Consider the following 19,497-nt stretch of genomic DNA (forward strand, 5'->3'; position numbering starts at 1 on the left):
CTTACACCTCTCTCCGTTTTGTTATATACACTATAACAAAATCATTAAAAGGAAATAGGCGTTACAAACTACGCTCACGTTTCTTCAACACCTACCAAATGGACCTTACACTCCCCATTCATAGATAATTATAACTACAGGAATATGCGCAAAAGAATAATCATTTAATAATAACAAAAAAAACACCTTCAATTGAAGATGCTTGAATGATTGATAGGAAGCTTCATTTACTTATTTATATAAACCTGGAAGTTCTGCGTAAAGGCCTGGTAATTCGCTTGGGACAATAACAAAAGCAGCGATGATAAGAAAAGATACGACTAATGCTTTAGTACTTTTTTTCATAGGTCATTCCTCCTTTTCTTTTAAAAAAATATTGGTTAAAATAGAAAATAATTCTATAGTTATATTTAACCACAATTCTTAAAATCATATATTTCGACTAAAGAATCTATTTAAACCGTTCAGGACCTGTACATACCGCTTTCACCGATTTTTCATAACAAAATATAACTCTAGGCATATTTTAAGGAGAATCAAAATGGATTTTTTTGCAGTTGGACAAAAGATCAAAGAGCTACGTAAACAAATCGGGCTTTCCCAGGAAGAGTTGGCAACCGGTATTTGTACACAAGCACAGATCAGTAAGATTGAAAAGGGCGATGTCTATCCATATGCATCCACTCTCTACTTAATTTCCCAACGTTTAGGCGTTGATGTAAACTATTTTTTCGATATTGGAATGACCCCTAGGCTGGATTACGTGGAAGAAGTGATTTATCAATTAAAAATAGCCAGAAGAACCCGAAATTATGAGGAAATGCAGCAAATTGTAAAGGCTGAGGAAAACAGTCCCCTCTTTCTTCAAAATAAAAAGAATCATCAATTGATTCTTTGGCACAAGGGAATATACGAATATGAAAAAAATAAAGATTTAGATAAGGCCATAGAATTCATCAATAAGGCCATCTCCATTACTCATACGACCGATAAAATTTATTCGGAACGGGAGCTTGAAATCTTAAGCAGTCTTGGTGTAATGTATGTTGCCGAAGAACAATACGAAAATGCATTTGCCTTGTTAAGGAAAGCTTTAGATCACTTGAAAGCCCTGCCCTTCTTGACGGATAAAACGCTAAAGACGCGCCTATCCTATAATTTTGGCAGAGTGCTAACACGCCTTGGCCGATACGAAGAGTCCATTGCCTGCTGCCAAGATGCCATAAAGTGGTGCCTCGAACATGATCAATTATATGCTTTAGCTGATTTACATTACCATTTAGGATACAATTTTGAACTCGTAGGTAACTTTGAAGAGGCAAAAGAGTACTTGGAAAAATCTGCGTTTCTATTCAAATTACAAAAAAACCATACCTTTGTTACATTCATCAACAAAAAGCTGGACAGTTGGAAGAACGAAATGAAAATAAACTAATTCTATAATTTGGAGCCATTTCCCCGGGAATGGCTCCAAATTATAGACAGACTCGATTCCTCCAAGCACTCGCTTTCCGCGGGCGTTCCGTTCTCGGGTCCTATGCGCCTGCGGGTCTCCACTTGACGCGCTTTCCCCGCAGGAGTCTCGCACATTGTTCCAATCTACTTTGTATTAATTTTTATATAGAACCCCTTTTGTCTACAAACTGAGCCATTCACCAGGAGTATATAATTTCTCACACTCATCATTTCCAAAACCTCTAATCTACATTTTAAATTCCAAGCCAAAATGAAGTATAATAAAGAGATGCTTCAAAAAAGCAATTTTAAAAAAGATTCCTGCCCTCATCACTTGGTATTGGAAGCGTGATGAGGATGAAGGATTTGAGGCATGTTAAAGTGATTGCCAGTTATTCCTGTTTATATCCGAACCGCTTATATTCAAGGGGATTTTTGACGATATTGGCTTTTACAGGGTTTTTATGAATATACGGCTAGAAAAAGTGATGGTTTGTTCGATTAAATGGATTAGAACATGAAGAGAACGGCCATAGTCCGGCATTCGAGCTGGGATGTAATATATGCACCCCCAGAAATAAGCCGAGGCGGGATTACGATAAGTTAAAGAACTGATGGTTCATGATCATACAATATAATTTTGGTATACAGGGCTTGTCCCTGAAGGAGGAGAGTATGGAGCGGGAGTTGTTGTTAGTTGGGGAGCGGCTGGCGGAATTTTTGGGGGCCGGGGATCCGGAAGATTCGGATGTGGTGAATCAAGGGCTCCAGTTATACCGTCAGGGGCTCGTTGATATTAAAGAAGAAGCGGCGGATACGATCGCGGCTGAGGTACAGGATGAAACACGCTTTAAGGCCAGGCTGAATCTGCTCTTCCCTCAGGATGGAAGCTGTACATGTGATTCAAGGTTCATTTGCCGGCATCAAATGGCCGTTTTCTTTTCTGCATATTCTGAACACGCTAGTGTTTCCGAATGGCTGAGCGATTGGAAAGCACCAAAAAACACCTCAACGGCCCATGCACTGCAGCAAGTGAAACCGGCAAGTGAATTACTTAAACAGGCGGCAGGGAAATCCATCATCTTAGATAAAAGCTATCCATCATGGAAGCAATTCGTGAATGATGCATTTGCTGAACATGTCGAGCCTCATATAGGCGAGGCTACTTATATGATTGAAAATCACATACAAACATACTTTAAACGCCTTAGCTCAAAAGCTCCAATGGAAAGGGAATGGAAATTGCTTTATCATTTCGTTACCCAATTTTGCACGATGCAGCAGACACTGAGAATGATTCAGCTGCATAAAAGTGAGACGCAAACGATCCGGGTCTTTTATGCACTTGCCGTCGACCTGGCAGAGGAGCTTCATGAAACGGTACAGCCGCTTAGCAGGCAAGCGAGGCCCTTCGCCTTTGATCCCTTCGTTTTCAGCATCAAGGAAGATGTAGCTAAACTGCTGGATGGAGGAGAAGGCCTCGAATACGAAAAGATCGACCTTTACCGGGAGATATGGAGCTACTTATTCTCCAACTCCTCATGGCGTAAAGAGGAACTGGAACGAATCAATAAAGAACTTCCCGAGAAGTATATGGGCACCACTGAGAGGACGTCTTATTCCCTCGCAGCGATTCACCTATCCCTTTTGGAGAACCATGATAAACAAGCGATTGGGCTTCTTCATGAATTGAAGAAAGAAGCCTGTCCATACATTTTTTATTGGCTGAATCTCCTGGCTGAATCCGACAACCGGGCACGGGCTATCCCTTTCATTGAATTCATCAATAATAATGTCCAGGAGTTCCTTGCCGGTTTATCCGATTATTATAAACGGGTGGATTTCGTCCGGACCTTTACGACTTTAATTAACAGTTGCTGTTATAAATTAAAACGTACCGATTTGCTTGAGAAATTTTACAGGGCCACCCTTCCGCACAGCTATTGGAACTATGCAAACTTCCTTTTTGAACAAGGACAATATAAAAAATGGGTGGAGATGCATATTTACTCAGAAATCAGCATTGACTTAATCAGCAGTGAATCCATCAAAGAAGTGGTCTCAAAAGAACCAGAACTAATCCTGCCCCTTTATTATCATGCGGTCCAGGAAAAAGTTTCTTTGAAAAATCGGCCTGCTTATAAGCAAGCTGTCCGTTATTTGAAAAGGATGCGCACCATCTATAAAAAGAGCAAAAAGGAAGACGTATTCGAACGTTATATACTTTATGTAGCTGATTCGACCAAACGGCTTCGCGCTTTCCAAGAAGAACTAAAAAGGGGTAAGCTTATCGATGTTTAATCCAGGGAAATTAAAAATCAAAATAGCGGCTCTCGAAAACGGAACTTACGCCCTTGGTGTCGTCAATGAAGAGAATACCTTCCTCACCACGAATTATATACGCAGGCTGTTATTCAACTGGGATGACGCAAGCTTTTATGGCACTAAAATGACTACGGATATAGTGGATGGAAATCAAGTATTCATTCTTGACGCTTGGGGACTTCTCAACTTTTTTGCGAGGGAAAGCTTCAACTCCTTCATAGAATGGGAATGGTCCGAGATATCCTCCCTTTGCCTGTCAGCGGCGCCAGTTCTTCATGAATCCATTGAAGCTGGAATCCCCGTACCGGATTTCACTAATCTTCAGTTGGACTCCATCGGCTGGAAGCTGCCGGAAGAAGTGGAAGAGGAATTCGTCCCTTCCTTTTGGGAAGAAGAAATACCTTTGGATCTTCCTTCACCTGAACTGGAAACCAACCGTACTTTTATCGAAAAGTGGTATAACGGTGCCGCTAATATGTATTTAAAAAACTATTCACCCATGCAGCATAAATGGAGTGAAGCCGTCGGGGCATTAAAGGATACTCGACTTTCCCCCGAAGAATTGCAGGCCTTTTTTGACAAAGACAGCTGGCAGGAATGGCTCGGTACCCTGCCCGATCCCAAACCATTCACTATAGGTCTCCGTTTAACTGAGCCTCCTGATGGCAACGGGCCTTGGATGCTCGATGTTACCCTTCGTTCCAAAAGGGATGAGAATATCATTGAAACATATACAGGAAAAAAACTTCCGCGCGGCTGGAATAAGTATGCAAGTGATGTGGTGCGTGCTACGAAACGCTGGCAGCTCGTCGTGCCATGGCTTGGGGAGAATGGCCGTCTGAAAAGGGAGATTTCAGAAACGGATGCATGGGAGTTCTTGACCGATGCAAGCGAAAAGCTCCTGTTTCTTGGCGTCGAAATTCTCCTTCCATCGTGGTGGCTTGCCTTGAAGGAGTCCTCATTAAAGGTCAAGGCGAAAGTGAAGAGCCAATCGAACCGCGGCCCTTCTTATGTCGGGTTAAAAGCTTTAATGGACTTTGATTGGCGGTTCTCATTAAATGGCAAGGAGCTCACTGAGGCGGAGTTCGAGGAGCTCGTCAATGAAAAAAGGCGGCTTGTCTTCATCCGCGGTCAATGGGTCAAGCTTGACCCTGCTTTCATTAAGCAAATTCAGGAGCTGATGGAAACAGCCAATGAAAAAGGCATCCAACTGACTGACTTGCTGCAGCAGGAACTGTTGAATGGCATAAATGAAGATGGTGATGTCGATTCTGAAAACGACGAAATGCTCAGGATCCAATTTGAATTGAACCAGGAGCTCCGTAAAATGGTGGGAAGGCTCCGGGAAACCAAAAACATATCCATCCTGCCCGTCCCTGATGCACTTCAAGGTGATTTACGCCCCTATCAAAAACTGGGCATGAGCTGGCTCCTTTTTTTAAGGGAGCATGGTTTTGGTGCTTGTCTAGCCGACGATATGGGACTTGGAAAAACCGTCCAGATGATTGCCTACCTACTCCATGTTAAAGGCAAAGAAAGGGCCGGTAAAGAGCTGCCCACTGCGCCCAGGGATGAACAAAAGAGTGAACCGATCATCGTCGAAGAGGATAGCAGCGCAGAAAGCAGTGATGAGGGTGAGGTCATTACCACTTCCCCCGAATCCGTTTCTGTACAATCGGCGCTCATCGTCTGCCCGACATCGGTCCTTGGCAACTGGCAAAAAGAATTGGAAAAATTCGCTCCATCACTTAAAGTTCACCTACACTACGGATCGAATCGTGCTAAAGGTGAGGCATTTACTAAACTGGCAGCCAATCATGATATTGTCTTAACATCATATGGACTGACCCACCAAGATGTGGCTGAACTGACCTCCATCCATTGGAGCAGTGTTATCCTTGATGAAGCACAAAACATCAAGAATGCCCAAACGAAGCAATCCAAAGCGGTCCGCAAGCTAAATGGCAGACATCATATCGCCCTATCGGGTACGCCGATGGAAAACCGTTTAAGTGAGCTATGGGCGATTTTCGACTTCATCAACAAAGGTTATCTCGGAACGCTAGGTCAGTTTCAGGAAAAATATGTGGCGACCATCGAGCGTGATGATCAGAAGGATAAAATCAAGGAATTGCAGCGTTTGATACAACCATTTTTGCTTCGCCGTACAAAGCGTGATAAAGAAGTCGCTCTTAATCTTCCGGATAAGCAAGAACAAAAGGAATTCGTACCGCTTACCACCGAGCAAGCATCGTTGTATGAGCAACTGATTAAAGATACATTCACTGATATCGAACAACTATCTGCCTTTGAAAGAAAAGGCATCATCCTCCAGATGCTGAATAAGCTAAAGCAGCTTTGCAATCATCCAGCTCTTTACTTAAAAGAAATGGAAAAGGAAAACATCATGAAGGCACCTAACCGATCTGGCAAACTCGAGAAGCTGACCGAGCTTATCGATGCTGTCCGCGAACAGGATGAAAGCTGTCTCATTTTCACACAATATATCGGGATGGGCAATATGATTAAAGAATTGCTGGAAAAACGGTATGGCTTTGAAGTGCCATTCCTGAACGGGAGTGCGAATAAGAAGCAGCGTGATGAAATGATCACCCGATTCCAAGATGGGGATTTCCCTATTTTCATACTCTCGTTGAAAGCAGGCGGCACTGGGCTTAATCTTACAGAAGCAAACCACGTGATTCACTATGACCGCTGGTGGAACCCAGCTGTTGAAAATCAAGCCACCGACCGTGCTTACCGAATTGGGCAACAGCGTTTCGTTCACGTTCATAAGCTAATCTGCACAGGGACCCTGGAAGAAAAAATCGACCAGATGCTTGATAAAAAGCAAGCCCTGAACGACGAGATCATCAGCAGTGACAACTGGATCACCGAACTTTCCACAGAGGAAATCAAGGACCTGGTCGCTCTTCAATAAACCCGCTCTCACGATTTGAAGATGAATGAGGGCATGTTGTTAACTTATAAGGCAAAAAAAGGGAATGCAATTGATATGCATTCCCCTTTTTTATACAAAAGCGTCCTGTAACTTTATTGAATATCTGGTATAGCCAGGTTCAAATACATGCCTTTCATCAAAAAATCGATATAACCATATAAAGAGCTGTGATCGAAATGATGATTGCAGAAATTTTATTTAATATTCCAAGGAATTTACCAGATGTATCAACCTTTTTCAGCAATCGTCCCGCAAGGCATAATCCATGGAACCAGCACCATGACACAAAGATGCACGTTGCGGTGAAAATCATTTTATCTTTTCCTGAATAAACAAGTGAGCTCGAACCGATTACACCTATCGTATCCAAGATTGCATGCGGATTCAGTAATGATACGGATAGAGCAAATACAATTTGTTTTTTGGTCGACATCTGCATGGATTGGGCACCTGACTGTGAGTTCGATTTGGCAAACCAAATCTGAAAACCCATATACAATAAAAATATAACTCCGATTATGATTAATGTAAGGCGCAACCAATCATATTGCATGACAACCAACGAAACACCTAAAATAGCTAACAAAATGAGCAGTGTATCACAAATTGCAGCTGTTATCGTTGCTGGCAATGCTTTTTTTATTGTAGGTTGGATTGCTCCTTGATTAAAAATGAATACATTTTGCACTCCCAACGGAAGTATCAGCCCTAATGCCAATAATAATCCATGAAAAAGTGGCCCCATACGAATACCCCCTTCCTTCAAATTCAGTATAATTAAAAAAACAAAGGAATTGACCATCCAATTGGTTGGTTTCCAAACCAACCAATTTATAATGAAAGGAGTGGTTTTCGTATGTTTATCGAATGGAGACCAAACCGGACTTCCGACCAATCACTTCACCTGCAAATAGTAGATTGGATCAAACTACAAATTACACGAGGGGAATGGCCAGTTAGTACCAAGCTTCCATCACAACGCTCATTGGCCGACTCATTTGGCGTAAACCGAAGTACCATCATCACAGCCATAGATGAGTTGATTGCAGACGGATTATTGGAAACTAAGGTTGGGTCCGGCACATTCGTTTCCAATAATACATGGAATGTGCTCGTCTCACGCAAACAGCCCGACTGGAAAAACTATGTCCTGAATGGCCTTCATGAACCTAATTTAAAAACGATTCAGGACATTAATCAGTATGAAACGGACACTGCCATCATCAGATTAGGCACGGGCGAACTATCTCCAGCTCTATTGCCTGCAAAACAAATCGAAAAGACGTTGCGATCCACTTCTTTTGATGCCCACTCATTAGGCTATTCCGAACCCAAGGGTGATAAGAGACTTCGCAAATGTATAAGTGCTTATTTAGAAACAAAAGGGATCAACGCGAGTCCGAGCTCCCTCATGGTCGTTTCTGGCGGGCTTCAGGCACTCCAGTTGATATCAGTTGGTTTACTTCAAAAGGGATCGATGATTTTACATGAATCCCCTTCCTATTTAAATTCCGTTCACCCTTTTCAATCTGCGGGCATGCACTTAGTAGGTTTATCAATACAAGGCCGGGAAAGTATCCCGACACAAATAAAGCACTTCAACGGAAGGAAGAAAGCGTCACTGTTTTATACTGTTCCAACGTTTAACAATCCAACGAGTACTACATGGTCAAAAGAAGAAAGACTTAACCTCCTATCACTATGCAAAAAGGAACAGATCCCGATTATTGAAGATGACGTATATAGTGATTTGTGGTTTGATAATGAACCACCGCCTCCATTAAAATCCCTTGATGCAGATGGCCTTGTATTGCATATTGGCAGTATGTCCAAAACATTAAGCCCAGGATTGCGTATCGGATGGATTGCTGGCCCAATAACTGTGATTGAACGTTTAGCGGACATTAAAATGCAAATGGATTACGGTTCAAGTGCACTTTCCCAACACCTTGTGGCAGAATGGTTAGCAAATGGGCAATATTCAAAGCATTTAGAGTGGCTAAGGCATGAGTTGATAGGACGCAGAGATTTTACATTAACTCTTCTCAATCAATATTTTAAGGGACTGGCTGAATGGAAAATACCTCAAGGCGGATTTTATATATGGTTAAAATTATGTAAACCCATCGTGAATCCAAACCTTTTCAAGCAAGCGATAAAGGAGAACATACTTCTTAATCCGGGATACATATACGAACCAAATAACCATACACATATACGGCTTTCATACTCATACGCCTCGGAGGAACAATTAGCTTATGGCATCCAAACCCTTTCAAAGATCATTCGGCGGTTGGTTTGACATCTTGAAGGATTGAGACGCATTAATGGAGCTGCCGTGGCAGCTCCATCCTTATTGAGTAAAGTAACTTTTCGTTTGGATTATTCGGAAATCTCATACCTTACAACGTCCTGCCTAAAAAAGTTAGGGTTTTCATGGCGTAGCGGCTTTCATTTTTACGTTCCGCTCTTTTTGCTGGATGATGAAAAAAGAATGGTGATAGCCATGATTGATCATGATATGATCGAGGATTGCAGTAAGCGCTTCACCCTTATTCGGCTGATATGTCTCTGAACTTTCCTCAATGATGATTTTTTCTTGGTGGGGGTCATAATTAATAGATGTTTTAGCACCTTCTTCAAAAAAAGAAAGGGTTACCTCCTGACATAGAGGAAAATCCTGATAAGGTGAATCTGAGCGAGGATCCTTTTCAAAGGGAGAATGGACGTGCTGAAGTGCATCAAAGAAACTCGGTTTTGTAAGATATGACCTGTCGCTTCCTCTCCTTTCGAATTTCACTGTAATTGCAATACTAGTTACTTTATTGCTAGATTTCTTCTTATAATTCATAGATACCCTCCTTTCAATAGGCTCTTTATACCTAATTCTTTTATCCTATTCGATATACCTGCCGGATAATGAAAAAACTTCCTCACTAATAGATTTCCATATTAGCACGGTGAAAACGCAGCAAACTACTCCTCCATAATCATCACGAAAGAATTCAAAATCCGGACATCTTATAACGCCAAAATAGCCCTCTTGGGTAAGAGGGCTATTTTGGCGTTATTTTTTTGCTTTATTGATGTTAAAGGATTTCTTCGATTCATTTCCTGCAAGATCGGTCACCTTAAACTCAATCTTATTGTTGCCTGTTTTAAGCGGCAGCTCCAAATCCTCTATCTTCTTCTTATAGGCACGCATTTTGTATGGTTCCTTGAATTCATGATAGAATACTTCGCTTCCGTTCAGGTAAAGGCGGATTTCATCAAAATTATCTTCCACCGTCACGTCCACTTTTGGATTTTTGCCTTTGGCCCTCACAGTTTTCGGTACACCCTTCACTTTTAAACCTGGCTTTGTTGCATCGACCATAATCGTCCGTTTAAAGGAAACCGTGTTATCCCATTTATCTGTTGCTTTAACCGTGAAGCTTTGAACACCCTCTTCAAATTTCTTTTCATAAGAGAATTCATATTTGTTATTCGCCTTGTTATACGTTGCAGGTACCGTTTTATTGTCGATTTTAAATTCCTTTATTCCCGACGCTTCTTCAATTTCTCCTGTTATTTTGATTTTATTTTTATTGTTCACGCTCAAGGCTTCAGGACTCTTGATCTTTACAGCTGGTGCATGATTATCGATTGGAGCTGAATCACTTGCTAATTCAGTTTCCGCCGTTTTTTCATTACCTGCATAGTCAATTGCCACAACCTGAACCTTTTCCCCTTTTACATCAGGTAAAGTGAATTGTTTCGCATTCGCCGGGAGCGGCTCTTCCATGATGGATGCTCCATCGACTTGTACATCGTAATAAGCAAGTCCTGAACCATTCAAATTATCCTTGCCTTGGATGGTTAATACATTGCCTTTTTTCGAAATCTTGACTGTCGGCTTTACCGTATCGATTTTGATAGGCATTTTAAACGTCTGCCATTTTGCACCCTCGTAATCTATCATCGCTTTGATTTCAAAATAATAGACCCCATCCTTAGCGAGTGCATTATTGATTTTACCGTCCCATTTACGGGCCGGATCAAGGGTGTACGCGGTCCCTTGTCCGCCATCATAATAGTCCTTACGTACATTATTCTCTGTACGAAGTTTCCTGATTGATTTGTTTTCACCATTCAATATATTGTATTCTACCTTTTTCGCATTCCTTAAGAATGATAGGACAGGCACGAAGTCATCCTGTGCACCATCACCATTTGGGGAAATCGCAATATTTTTGCCATTGAATGTTTTCCCCGCAGGGTCATAGCCAAGATAAGTGAAATCTTCACCTGCTGTAGAAACTCCTCCTGCCATGCCATAGAAGGACTCTTTGTCATATTTAGTGCCATCCAGGATCGGGGCTTTGTCCCACTCTCCTTTAAATCCTACATACGGTACATTCAGTTCCGGATTCGTATCGGCTGGATCCTTCAATGAAATGAACCCTTCAACGAAATATCCGTTTGGAAAGACCTCGTCAATGTCTACAAGAGTCTGAAGGTCATCACCGAGTACCTTTGCATCGGATATGTCAACTTTCACTTCGAATGTAACCGATTTTTTTGCAGGAACGGTAATCTTATTTGTGCTTTTATTATTGATTTTAATCGAAGCGTTCTTAATTTCCTGTGCTTCCAGCTCGTTAGCGGTATAACCGAGTTGTCCCTGGATTGCATAGTCTGTTTGGATATTTCCTTTTACATCATACTTGACCGCTTTGTTGCTGAAGTTTTCAACCTTTAAAGTAAAGGCGAACTTATTGCCGATCTCCTTCATTGCAACCTTCGCTTCTTTCGTGAATGCCTCTGTCACGACAGCAGGTGTGGACAATGCGGATTGCAGCTGCATGACCCCAGCTCCCTGCCTGCGAGGCGAGTAAGGGTTTTCCCAGTCAAGGGCCTTATTGACGACACCTTGATCCGCTAATGGTTTTGAAGTATTCATCATCAGGTTCTTCGCTAGATTTGCCCGGGCAGATCCGTTCAATTTAAATTCTTTATCCACTCTTTCAAGAACCAGTGCCGAGCCGCCGGAAACATGTGGTGCCGCCATCGAAGTACCGCTCATCATTCCATATTCATCGTTGTTCAGCGTCGAATAAATTTGTCCGCCCGGAGCAGTGATTTCCGGTTTGAAATCCAGGTTCGGTGCGACTCCCCATGAACTGAATGAGCTCATTTTCCCTGCTTCTGGATTTACAGCTTTTGTTTTATCACCATTAAAGGTAATCTTCACCTTTTCGCCATCCGTTAAGGCCGCTTTCAGCTTTGCACCATCCGATTTCAACATGAACAGCTGGGGAATGGTGATGCTTGGATCAGTGGCCATGGAAATATATCCGTCAGCATTATTGTAAATAATGACTCCTGTCGCTCCTGCTGCCTGGGCATTTTGCGCCTTTTCTATAAAAGAAAGCGTACCGCGCTCGATGAGGGCGAACTTGCCTTTAACATCCACTTTGGAAAGCTCATCTGGCGTCCCAAGACCTGCAGCCACCAAGTCATGCGTTTTATCCTTTAAAGTATTGGGATGTACGCTTGAAGCCGACATGAACGGAGCTTTCCCTACTTGCCCGTTTATATCATAAGTCGCTGCATCCAAATCCATATAGTTATTCTCTACCGATGACACTTGTACAGAATCGTATGCAAGTCCAGGTGATCCTGAAACGCCAATATCCGGGTTCGTGGCTGATGGGTTTGCAAATCCATTTCCAAAATGTGCCGAGTTTCCTGCTGAAATCGACATGAGGATCCCATTATCAACAGCCCTGGATACCGCCTGCTGCTCCGGATCTTCTGCCGATACAAAACCTGCAGTCGAGCCAAGGCTCATATTCAGCACATCCGCCCCAAGGATGATGGCATCGTCAATCGCCTTGATATATATATCGCCCCATGTTGTCTGCATGTCGGGATCATTCCCGAAGACCTTTAAAGCTAGCAGCTGGGCTTCAGGAGCAACCCCTTTAATGCCGCCATTCTCTTCATCTCCATTGGCACCAGCCGTACCTGCTACATGCATTCCATGCATGGATGCACCTTCACCAAGATCAAGGATTTCTTCATTTTCATCCATGTAATTGTATCCATAAGGAACCTTCGCCGTATAATAATTGCCTAATAGATGGTTAGATTCCTTCATCCAACTAATTTCATTTTCAGTCAGTTCTGCCTTATTCTCATTATTCAGGACCATATCACGGTGAGATGGGTCGATTCCAGTATCGATAATCCCGACGACCATCCCTTCCCCTTTATATCCATATTCCCGCCAAGCTTCCTGGGCTTGGACTAGTTCTTTACTATAAAGCATTTCGGGTTTTTCTACAGGACGTTCATATTCATTCGCAATATGTACTTCAGCAACTTCAGGCATGGCTTCCACCTTTTTAATTTCACCATACTGAAGTTCACCACTGAATCCATTGACGACTGTCGTAAAACTTTCAAGCTCCTTGAAAGCTATTTTTTTCTCTTTCACCTTTTTTTTCAGTTTCTTCTGATTTGCTAGCTTTTCGGACTTTAATTGTTGTTTCTTATTTTTCGATAGCTGTTTAAAAAGTTTCCCTTCTTTCGAAGCTGTTTCTATTGCCGGGGCTTCCTTCATCTCTACGATGACCCTGACCTTCTCGTCGCTTTTATATTTCTTATCCAAATCATTTTTCTTCAGCTTTATAATACTTTCCTGATTCTTCTTACCTGCACCGCCCGAACCTGCCGGGGGGTCTGGGAGCTTGGCTGCGGAAACGCTTGCAGTAAAAACTAATAAAAAGATTGCTAGAATGGACAAGCTACGTTTAATCAATGAACTTTCCTCCTCTAAAATAAGCAATTTTTGGAATATTCTTACTGAGTATAAAAGTATCACAACTTTTGGGGTGATTTTAAGAGATAATAGTCACTATTTTCCTATTCCGAACTAGGATTTTGTTATTATTTTTCATATTTTAATAGATTTACAAGATAAACGACAAAAAGATGGTGATGTTAAATTAACATCACCCTTTTACTTCTAGTTTTTCATTCTTGGATCCAAGGCATCGCGCAGCCCATCCCCCATTAGGTTAAAGCCGAGTACTGTAAGCATGATCGCAAGCCCAGGGAAAAGAACCGTCCATGGTGCTTGAATGATGAACGCCCTGGAATCGGCGAGCATTTTTCCCCACTCTGGCGCTGGCGGCTGTGCACCGAGACCGAGAAAGCCGAGTGCTGCACACTCAATGATGGCAGTTGCAATCGCTAAGGTACCTTGAACGATAATCGGCGCAAGGCTATTCGGAAGGACGTGGTGAAGAAGAATGCGGCCATCCCCCATTCCAATTGCCTTTGCAGCCGTTACATATTCCTCTTCTTTCACCGTTAAGACCCGTGAACGTAAAAGCCGGCCGAATATCGGGACATTGACGATGGCTATGGCAATAAGTGCGTTGCGAAGGGAGGGCCCCAAAACGGCAACGACAGCAATGGCAAGCAAGATACTTGGAAAGGCCAGAATAATATCAAAGATCCTCGATATGATCGTATCTATCCACCTGCCGTAATAACCGGCAATAATTCCCAAAAAAGACCCGACCACAACAGATCCGGCAACAGATAAAAAGCCGACCCCTATTGATATGCGTGAGCCATAAATGACCCTGCTCAAAATATCCCGGCCAAATTCATCCGTTCCGAACCAATGCTCCGCAGAAGGGGCCAAATGTTTATCACTTAGCTTTTGCCCTTCAAATGAATAAGGTGCTATAACGGGCGCAAAGATGGCGATTAGGATGAAAAATGAAACAATCCCCAGACCCACAAGGGCTACCCTATTTTTCCTAAAGCTTTTCCAGCCTTCCTTCCAGGGAGAGATGACTTTTTCCTCTGCCTCTTTTGGAGGAAGGAGTGGCGAAGTATTCGTTGCTATTTCAGGCATGAGTTTCCCTCCCTATTTATACTTAATCCTAGGATCGATCGCTGCATACAACAAGTCCACAACTAGATTGATCATGACAAACAAAAAGGCGATGACGAGAATTCCGGACTGTATCACCGGATAATCCCGAGATAGGATTGCATCATAAATATATGTACCGATACCTGGCCACCCAAAAATGTTTTCCGTCAATATGGCGCCGCCTAAAAGTAATCCTGTCTGCAGTCCGATAACCGTCACCACTGGAATCAGGGCATTCTTAAAGGAATGCTTGTAAACAACCCAAAACATTCTCATTCCTTTAGCACGAGCCGTACGAATGAAATCCGATCTCATAACTTCCAGCATGGACGAACGTGTCATCCTTGCAATAATGGCCATCGGAATGGTCGCCAGCGCAATTCCCGGCAAAATGAGATGTTTGATCACTTCGAAAAACTGATCCACCCTGCCAGCCATGAGTGTATCTATCAAATACAGTCCGGTTATGGCCTCAACGGGATCCCTGATATTGTCCCGCCCTGTCGTCGGAAGTAAATCCCATTGAATTGAAATGATATATTGCTCCATTAATCCCAGCCAGAAAATAGGCATGGACAAACCAATCAACGCAATCACCATGGCGACATAATCAAACCATGAGTTTTGGAACCAAGCTGATATTATCCCTGCATTAACGCCTATGACCACGGCGATGATCATGGCGATCAAGGCCAGTTCTATCGTAGCCATGAGGTATGGCCCAATTTCTTCAGAAACCGGACTATTCGTTTTTAAGGAAACACCCAGGTCTCCCTTTAACAGGCCTGATAAGTAATCCCAAAATTGAATGAACCAAGGTTTATCCAGACCAAGTTCCTTTGTCATTGCAGCGACTGCCTCTTCCGTTGCTTGCTGCCCTAAAATCACCTGTGCTGGATTTCCAGGAATCGCCCGAATCATCATGAATACAATAAACGCCATTCCTAGTAACACTGGAATGAGAGATCCTAAACGTCGTACGGTATAGGAAAACAAAACAATCACCCGCCTTTTAAATAAGGGGCCTTAAAAGCGCCCTCGATCATTTTGAAATGCATTCCATAACAAAACCGGGAAGCATGCAAGACTCCATACTACCCGGTTCGTACGGTTAATTTTCTAAAGAAACATTAACAAGGGATTGAGAACCAGTCGGATGTGGAACAAACCCTTTGACCGTCTTAGATCCGGCTAACTGCGGTAAAGAGTGTACAAGCGGAACCCATGGAGCTTCATCATGGATGATTTCCTGTGCTTTTCCATACAACTCATTACGCTTGGCTTCATCTGCCGTGGACTGAGCTTCGATCAGCAGTTTATGGACTTCATCGTTTGCGTAACGGGCATAGTTGTTTGAGCCGATATTATCTTTATCCAATAATGTATAAAGGAAGTTATCCGCATCTCCATTATCGCCTGTCCAGCCCATCATGAAGGATTGGGCTTCACCAGCCTGCACTTTCTCTAAATATGCAGCCCATTCGTATGAAACGATATTCGCTTCGATGCCGACTTGTTTTAGGCTTGCTTGAATGGCTTCAGCCACTTTTTGACCATCTGGCATATACGGGCGCGGTACCGGCATTGCCCAAAGGTCCATTTTAAATCCGTCTTCAAGTCCAGCCTTTTTCAGCAGTTCTTTCGCTTTTTCTACATCGTAATCATAGTCTACTACTTTATCATTGTAGCCAGAAACGGATGGCGGCATAGGATTCTTGGCAGGCTCTGCTGTGCCTTCATAAAAATTATCAATGATTTCCTTTTTGTTGATCAAATGCGAGATTGCTTGACGCACTTCTTTCTTGTCGAATGGTGCTTTCTCAACATTGAAAGCAAAGTACCCGACGTTCATGGATGCACGTTCGAATATTTGCAGTTTTTCATCTCCTGTAACCTTACTGATATCACTTGGATTCAACCCGTCCATCAGGTCGATTTCACCCTTGATTGCAGCATTTAAACGCGCAGAGTTATCTTTAATGACCTTAAACGTGATTCCATCAAGTTTTGGCAGTCCATCTTGCCAATAGTCATCGTTTTTCACCACTTCAATCGTATCGCCAGGTTTCCATGATTTGAATTTGAAAGGACCTGTACCAGATGGATTTTTAGTGAAGTCGTCACCCTCTTTTTCAATTCCAGCCGGACTGGCTATTGCAAATGTAGGCATGGCAAGGTTTTTCAGGAACGGCGCCTGCGGACGGTTCAAAGTGAATTCCACCGTGCTGGCATCGATCGCTTTTACTTCTTTGATAACATGGCCTTCATCACCTTCAAATCCTCCGAACATGGAGGCATAATACGCAAATTTACCCTCATCCTTACTTTGTGCCCAACGTTGAAAGTTTTTTACGACAGCATCTGCATTGAAATCCGTACCATCATGGAACTTGATTCCGGTTTTCAATTTGAATGTGTATGTTTTTGCGTCATCGGACACTTCCCATGATTCTGCAAGACCCGGATTGATTTCCGTATCATCTTCCCCATATTTGACAAGCGTTTCAAAGATCTGCTGTGTGACGATGAATGATTCACCATCGGTTACGATGGCTGGGTCAAGACCGACGGCGTCTCCGCCTTTACCGTATATCAATACGCCGCCCTTCGCTTCACTCGATCCCCCTTTACCATCATCTTTCTCTTTTGATGTAGACGAGGAGCATCCCGCAAGCGCTAGTGAAAGAGCCAGGATACCAGTCAGCAATAATGCCAAAGTTTTCTTCATATTCTTCCCCCTTATTATTTGCGAATTTATGTATACGTCGTGTCAATTGTATAAATGACAAGCAACGTAGTGACCAGGTTTATGTTCATTCAGGATTGGCTTTTCCGTATTGCATTCTGCCATCGCCTTCGGACACCTCGTATGGAATGGGCAGCCGCCGGGCGGGTTTGATGGGCTTGGAACATCTCCCTGCAGGATTACCCTATCCCCCTTGTATTCCACATCCGGGATGGGCACGGCTGATAATAAAGCCTGCGTATATGGATGAAGCGGATCTTGATAAAGTCCTTCACTTTCCGTCAATTCAACTATATGTCCAAGATACATGACGCCGACACGGTCGGAGATATGCCTTACCACTCCAAGATCATGGGCAATGAACAAGTAGGTCAAATCAAAATCTTCCTGCAAATCCTGCAACAGATTCAAGACCTGGGCCTGAATCGACACATCCAGTGCAGATACCGGCTCATCTGCAATGATCAGTTTGGGATTGACTGCAAGTGCCCTCGCGATGCCAATACGCTGCCGCTGGCCACCACTGAATTGATGCGGATACCTTTTAGCATGGTAACTGCTTAAGCCAACAACCTTAAGAAGTTCCTGTACACGGGCTTTTCGTGCCTTTTTATCTTTAACCCCATGAACGATGAGCGGTTCTTCCAATATTTTTTCAATTGTATGCCTGGGATTGAGGGAAGCGAATGGGTCCTGGAAGACCATCTGCATTTCACGGCGCATCTTTCTCATTTCACCGGCAGATAAAGCCGTCAGGTCCTTTCCTTCAAAATAAACATTACCCTCACTCGGCTCAAGCAATCGAAGCAATAATCTTCCCGTCGTCGACTTTCCGCAACCGCTTTCACCGACAAGTCCTAAAGTTTCCCCTTTATAAATGGAAAAAGACAAACCATCAACTGCCTTGACCTCTCCAATGGTCTTTCCCATAACCCCTCCTTTAATCGGAAAATGCTTCTTTAGGTTTTCTACCTTAACCAATGTTTGACTCATGCAAGGCCGCTCCTTTCCCATCTTCATACAGCCAGCAGCGAACATGCTGACCCTCATCGAATTTCAATAGAGACGGGGTCTCATTTATACATTGCTCCATGGCATGGGAGCACCGAGGGGCAAACTGGCACCCGAGGTTGCTTGTCCCAGGTTTTGGCACATTACCAGGTATTGAGTAAAGGCGCTCTTTCTTTATTCGCATATCCGGAATCGATTGAAGTAAACCGACCGTATAAGGATGCTTAGGATTTTGGAAAATCGTTTGCACATTTCCTTCCTCTATTACCTTGCCGGCATACATGACAATGACACGTTCACACATTTGCGCAACTACCCCAAGATCATGGGTAATCATCATGATTGCCGTGTCTGTTTCTTTATTTAAATTCTTCATTAATTCTAGGATTTGTGCCTGGATCGTCACATCCAAAGCCGTTGTAGGTTCATCGGCTATAAGGAGTTTCGGCTCACAGATCATGGCCATGGCTATCATGACCCTTTGTCTCATTCCGCCTGAAAGCTGATGCGGATATTCATCGAGCAATTCCTCGGCACGGCCAAGCCCAACCAGCTTCAACATTTCCACCGCTCTTTGGCGGGCCTGTTTTTTGTTCCATTTTTTATGTATCCGAAGCGTCTCGACCAACTGCTCGCCAATAGTGAACACGGGATTCAAGCTTGTCATCGGTTCCTGAAATATCATCGCTATTTCATTCCCGCGAATTTTTCTCATTTTCGCTTCAGAGGCATTTGCGATGTTCTCTCCTTTAAAAAGGATTTCTCCCTCCACCTTACCAGCCGGTGAAGAAACCAGACCCATGATGGACAGAGAAGTAACGCTTTTTCCGCACCCCGATTCTCCCACTATCCCTAAAACCTCACCAGGATTGACATGAAAATCGATTGAATTCACGACAGGAATCACCCCATCGTCCGTACGAAAACTGGTTTGCAGCCCATTCACCTTAATAATTGGTTCGTCCATCAAATCACTTCCTATATATAACTTTTTTTCCAATTATATTATTGGGTTTATTATTGCATCAAAATTAAAATATTACAATATATTTTCTAAAAATT

Annotated in this window: 12 protein-coding genes; 4 read left to right on the top strand and 8 right to left on the bottom strand. The window is 43.0% G+C overall.

Annotated features, from left to right (window positions below; translation table 11 throughout):
* The first annotated feature begins 541 nt into the window (after positions 1-541).
* The 3 genes from ACIQZD_RS16030 to ACIQZD_RS16040 all read left to right on the top strand — a co-directional run bounded on the left by ACIQZD_RS16030 (position 542) and on the right by ACIQZD_RS16040 (position 6,721).
* Complete coding sequence (locus tag ACIQZD_RS16030; protein WP_137016494.1) at positions 542-1,435, top strand: helix-turn-helix domain-containing protein; 894 nt, start codon at positions 542-544, stop codon at positions 1,433-1,435.
* Positions 1,436-2,130: 695 nt separating this feature from the next.
* Positions 2,131-3,756 carry a hypothetical protein gene (locus ACIQZD_RS16035; protein ID WP_402904469.1) on the top strand — a complete coding sequence of 542 codons (1,626 nt, stop codon included), beginning with the start codon at positions 2,131-2,133 and terminating at the stop codon, positions 3,754-3,756.
* A complete protein-coding gene (locus ACIQZD_RS16040) occupies positions 3,749-6,721 on the top strand; it encodes a DEAD/DEAH box helicase (protein WP_402904471.1) in 2,973 nt (990 codons plus the stop codon). Before ACIQZD_RS16035 ends, ACIQZD_RS16040 begins: the two co-directional genes overlap by 8 nt.
* A 157-nt stretch (positions 6,722-6,878) precedes the next feature.
* Here the strand turns inward: ACIQZD_RS16040 and ACIQZD_RS16045 are convergent, their stop codons facing one another.
* Complete coding sequence (locus ACIQZD_RS16045; RefSeq protein WP_402904473.1) at positions 6,879-7,487, bottom strand: LysE/ArgO family amino acid transporter; 609 nt, start codon at positions 7,485-7,487, stop codon at positions 6,879-6,881.
* A gap of 111 nt (positions 7,488-7,598) precedes the next feature.
* Between ACIQZD_RS16045 and ACIQZD_RS16050 the strand changes: the two genes are divergently transcribed.
* Entirely contained in the window at positions 7,599-9,044 is a 1,446-nt protein-coding gene (locus ACIQZD_RS16050) for an aminotransferase-like domain-containing protein (protein WP_402904475.1), read from the top strand.
* Between the two features lie 132 nt (positions 9,045-9,176).
* Here ACIQZD_RS16050 and ACIQZD_RS16055 read toward each other — a convergent pair whose 3' ends face one another.
* The 7 genes from ACIQZD_RS16055 to ACIQZD_RS16085 form a co-directional block, all read right to left on the bottom strand.
* Positions 9,177-9,593 carry a hypothetical protein gene (locus ACIQZD_RS16055; RefSeq protein WP_402904477.1) on the bottom strand — a complete coding sequence of 139 codons (417 nt, stop codon included), beginning with the start codon at positions 9,591-9,593 and terminating at the stop codon, positions 9,177-9,179.
* A 216-nt stretch (positions 9,594-9,809) separates the two neighbouring features.
* On the bottom strand, positions 9,810-13,547 hold the full coding sequence (locus ACIQZD_RS16060) for a S8 family serine peptidase (RefSeq protein ID WP_402904479.1): 3,738 nt from the start codon (positions 13,545-13,547) through the stop codon (positions 9,810-9,812).
* A gap of 207 nt (positions 13,548-13,754) precedes the next feature.
* Positions 13,755-14,657 (bottom strand): ABC transporter permease, encoded by a 903-nt coding sequence (locus tag ACIQZD_RS16065; protein WP_402904481.1) that lies wholly within the window; start codon positions 14,655-14,657, stop codon positions 13,755-13,757.
* Positions 14,658-14,669: 12 nt separating this feature from the next.
* The gene (locus ACIQZD_RS16070) at positions 14,670-15,674 is read right to left on the bottom strand and encodes an ABC transporter permease (RefSeq protein ID WP_137016483.1); all 1,005 of its coding nucleotides are present in this window, start codon (positions 15,672-15,674) and stop codon (positions 14,670-14,672) included.
* A 115-nt stretch (positions 15,675-15,789) separates the two neighbouring features.
* A complete protein-coding gene (locus tag ACIQZD_RS16075; RefSeq protein WP_402904484.1) occupies positions 15,790-17,406 on the bottom strand; it encodes an ABC transporter substrate-binding protein in 1,617 nt (538 codons plus the stop codon).
* A 42-nt stretch (positions 17,407-17,448) separates the two neighbouring features.
* Complete coding sequence (locus ACIQZD_RS16080; protein WP_402904486.1) at positions 17,449-18,417, bottom strand: ABC transporter ATP-binding protein; 969 nt, start codon at positions 18,415-18,417, stop codon at positions 17,449-17,451.
* Positions 18,398-19,402 (bottom strand): ABC transporter ATP-binding protein, encoded by a 1,005-nt coding sequence (locus tag ACIQZD_RS16085; protein WP_402904488.1) that lies wholly within the window; start codon positions 19,400-19,402, stop codon positions 18,398-18,400. Before ACIQZD_RS16085 ends, ACIQZD_RS16080 begins: the two co-directional genes overlap by 20 nt.
* Between the last annotated feature and the right edge of the window lie 95 nt (positions 19,403-19,497).

The organism is Peribacillus sp. NPDC096447, from assembly GCF_044762725.1.
Classification (GTDB): Bacteria; Bacillota; Bacilli; order Bacillales; family DSM-1321; genus Peribacillus.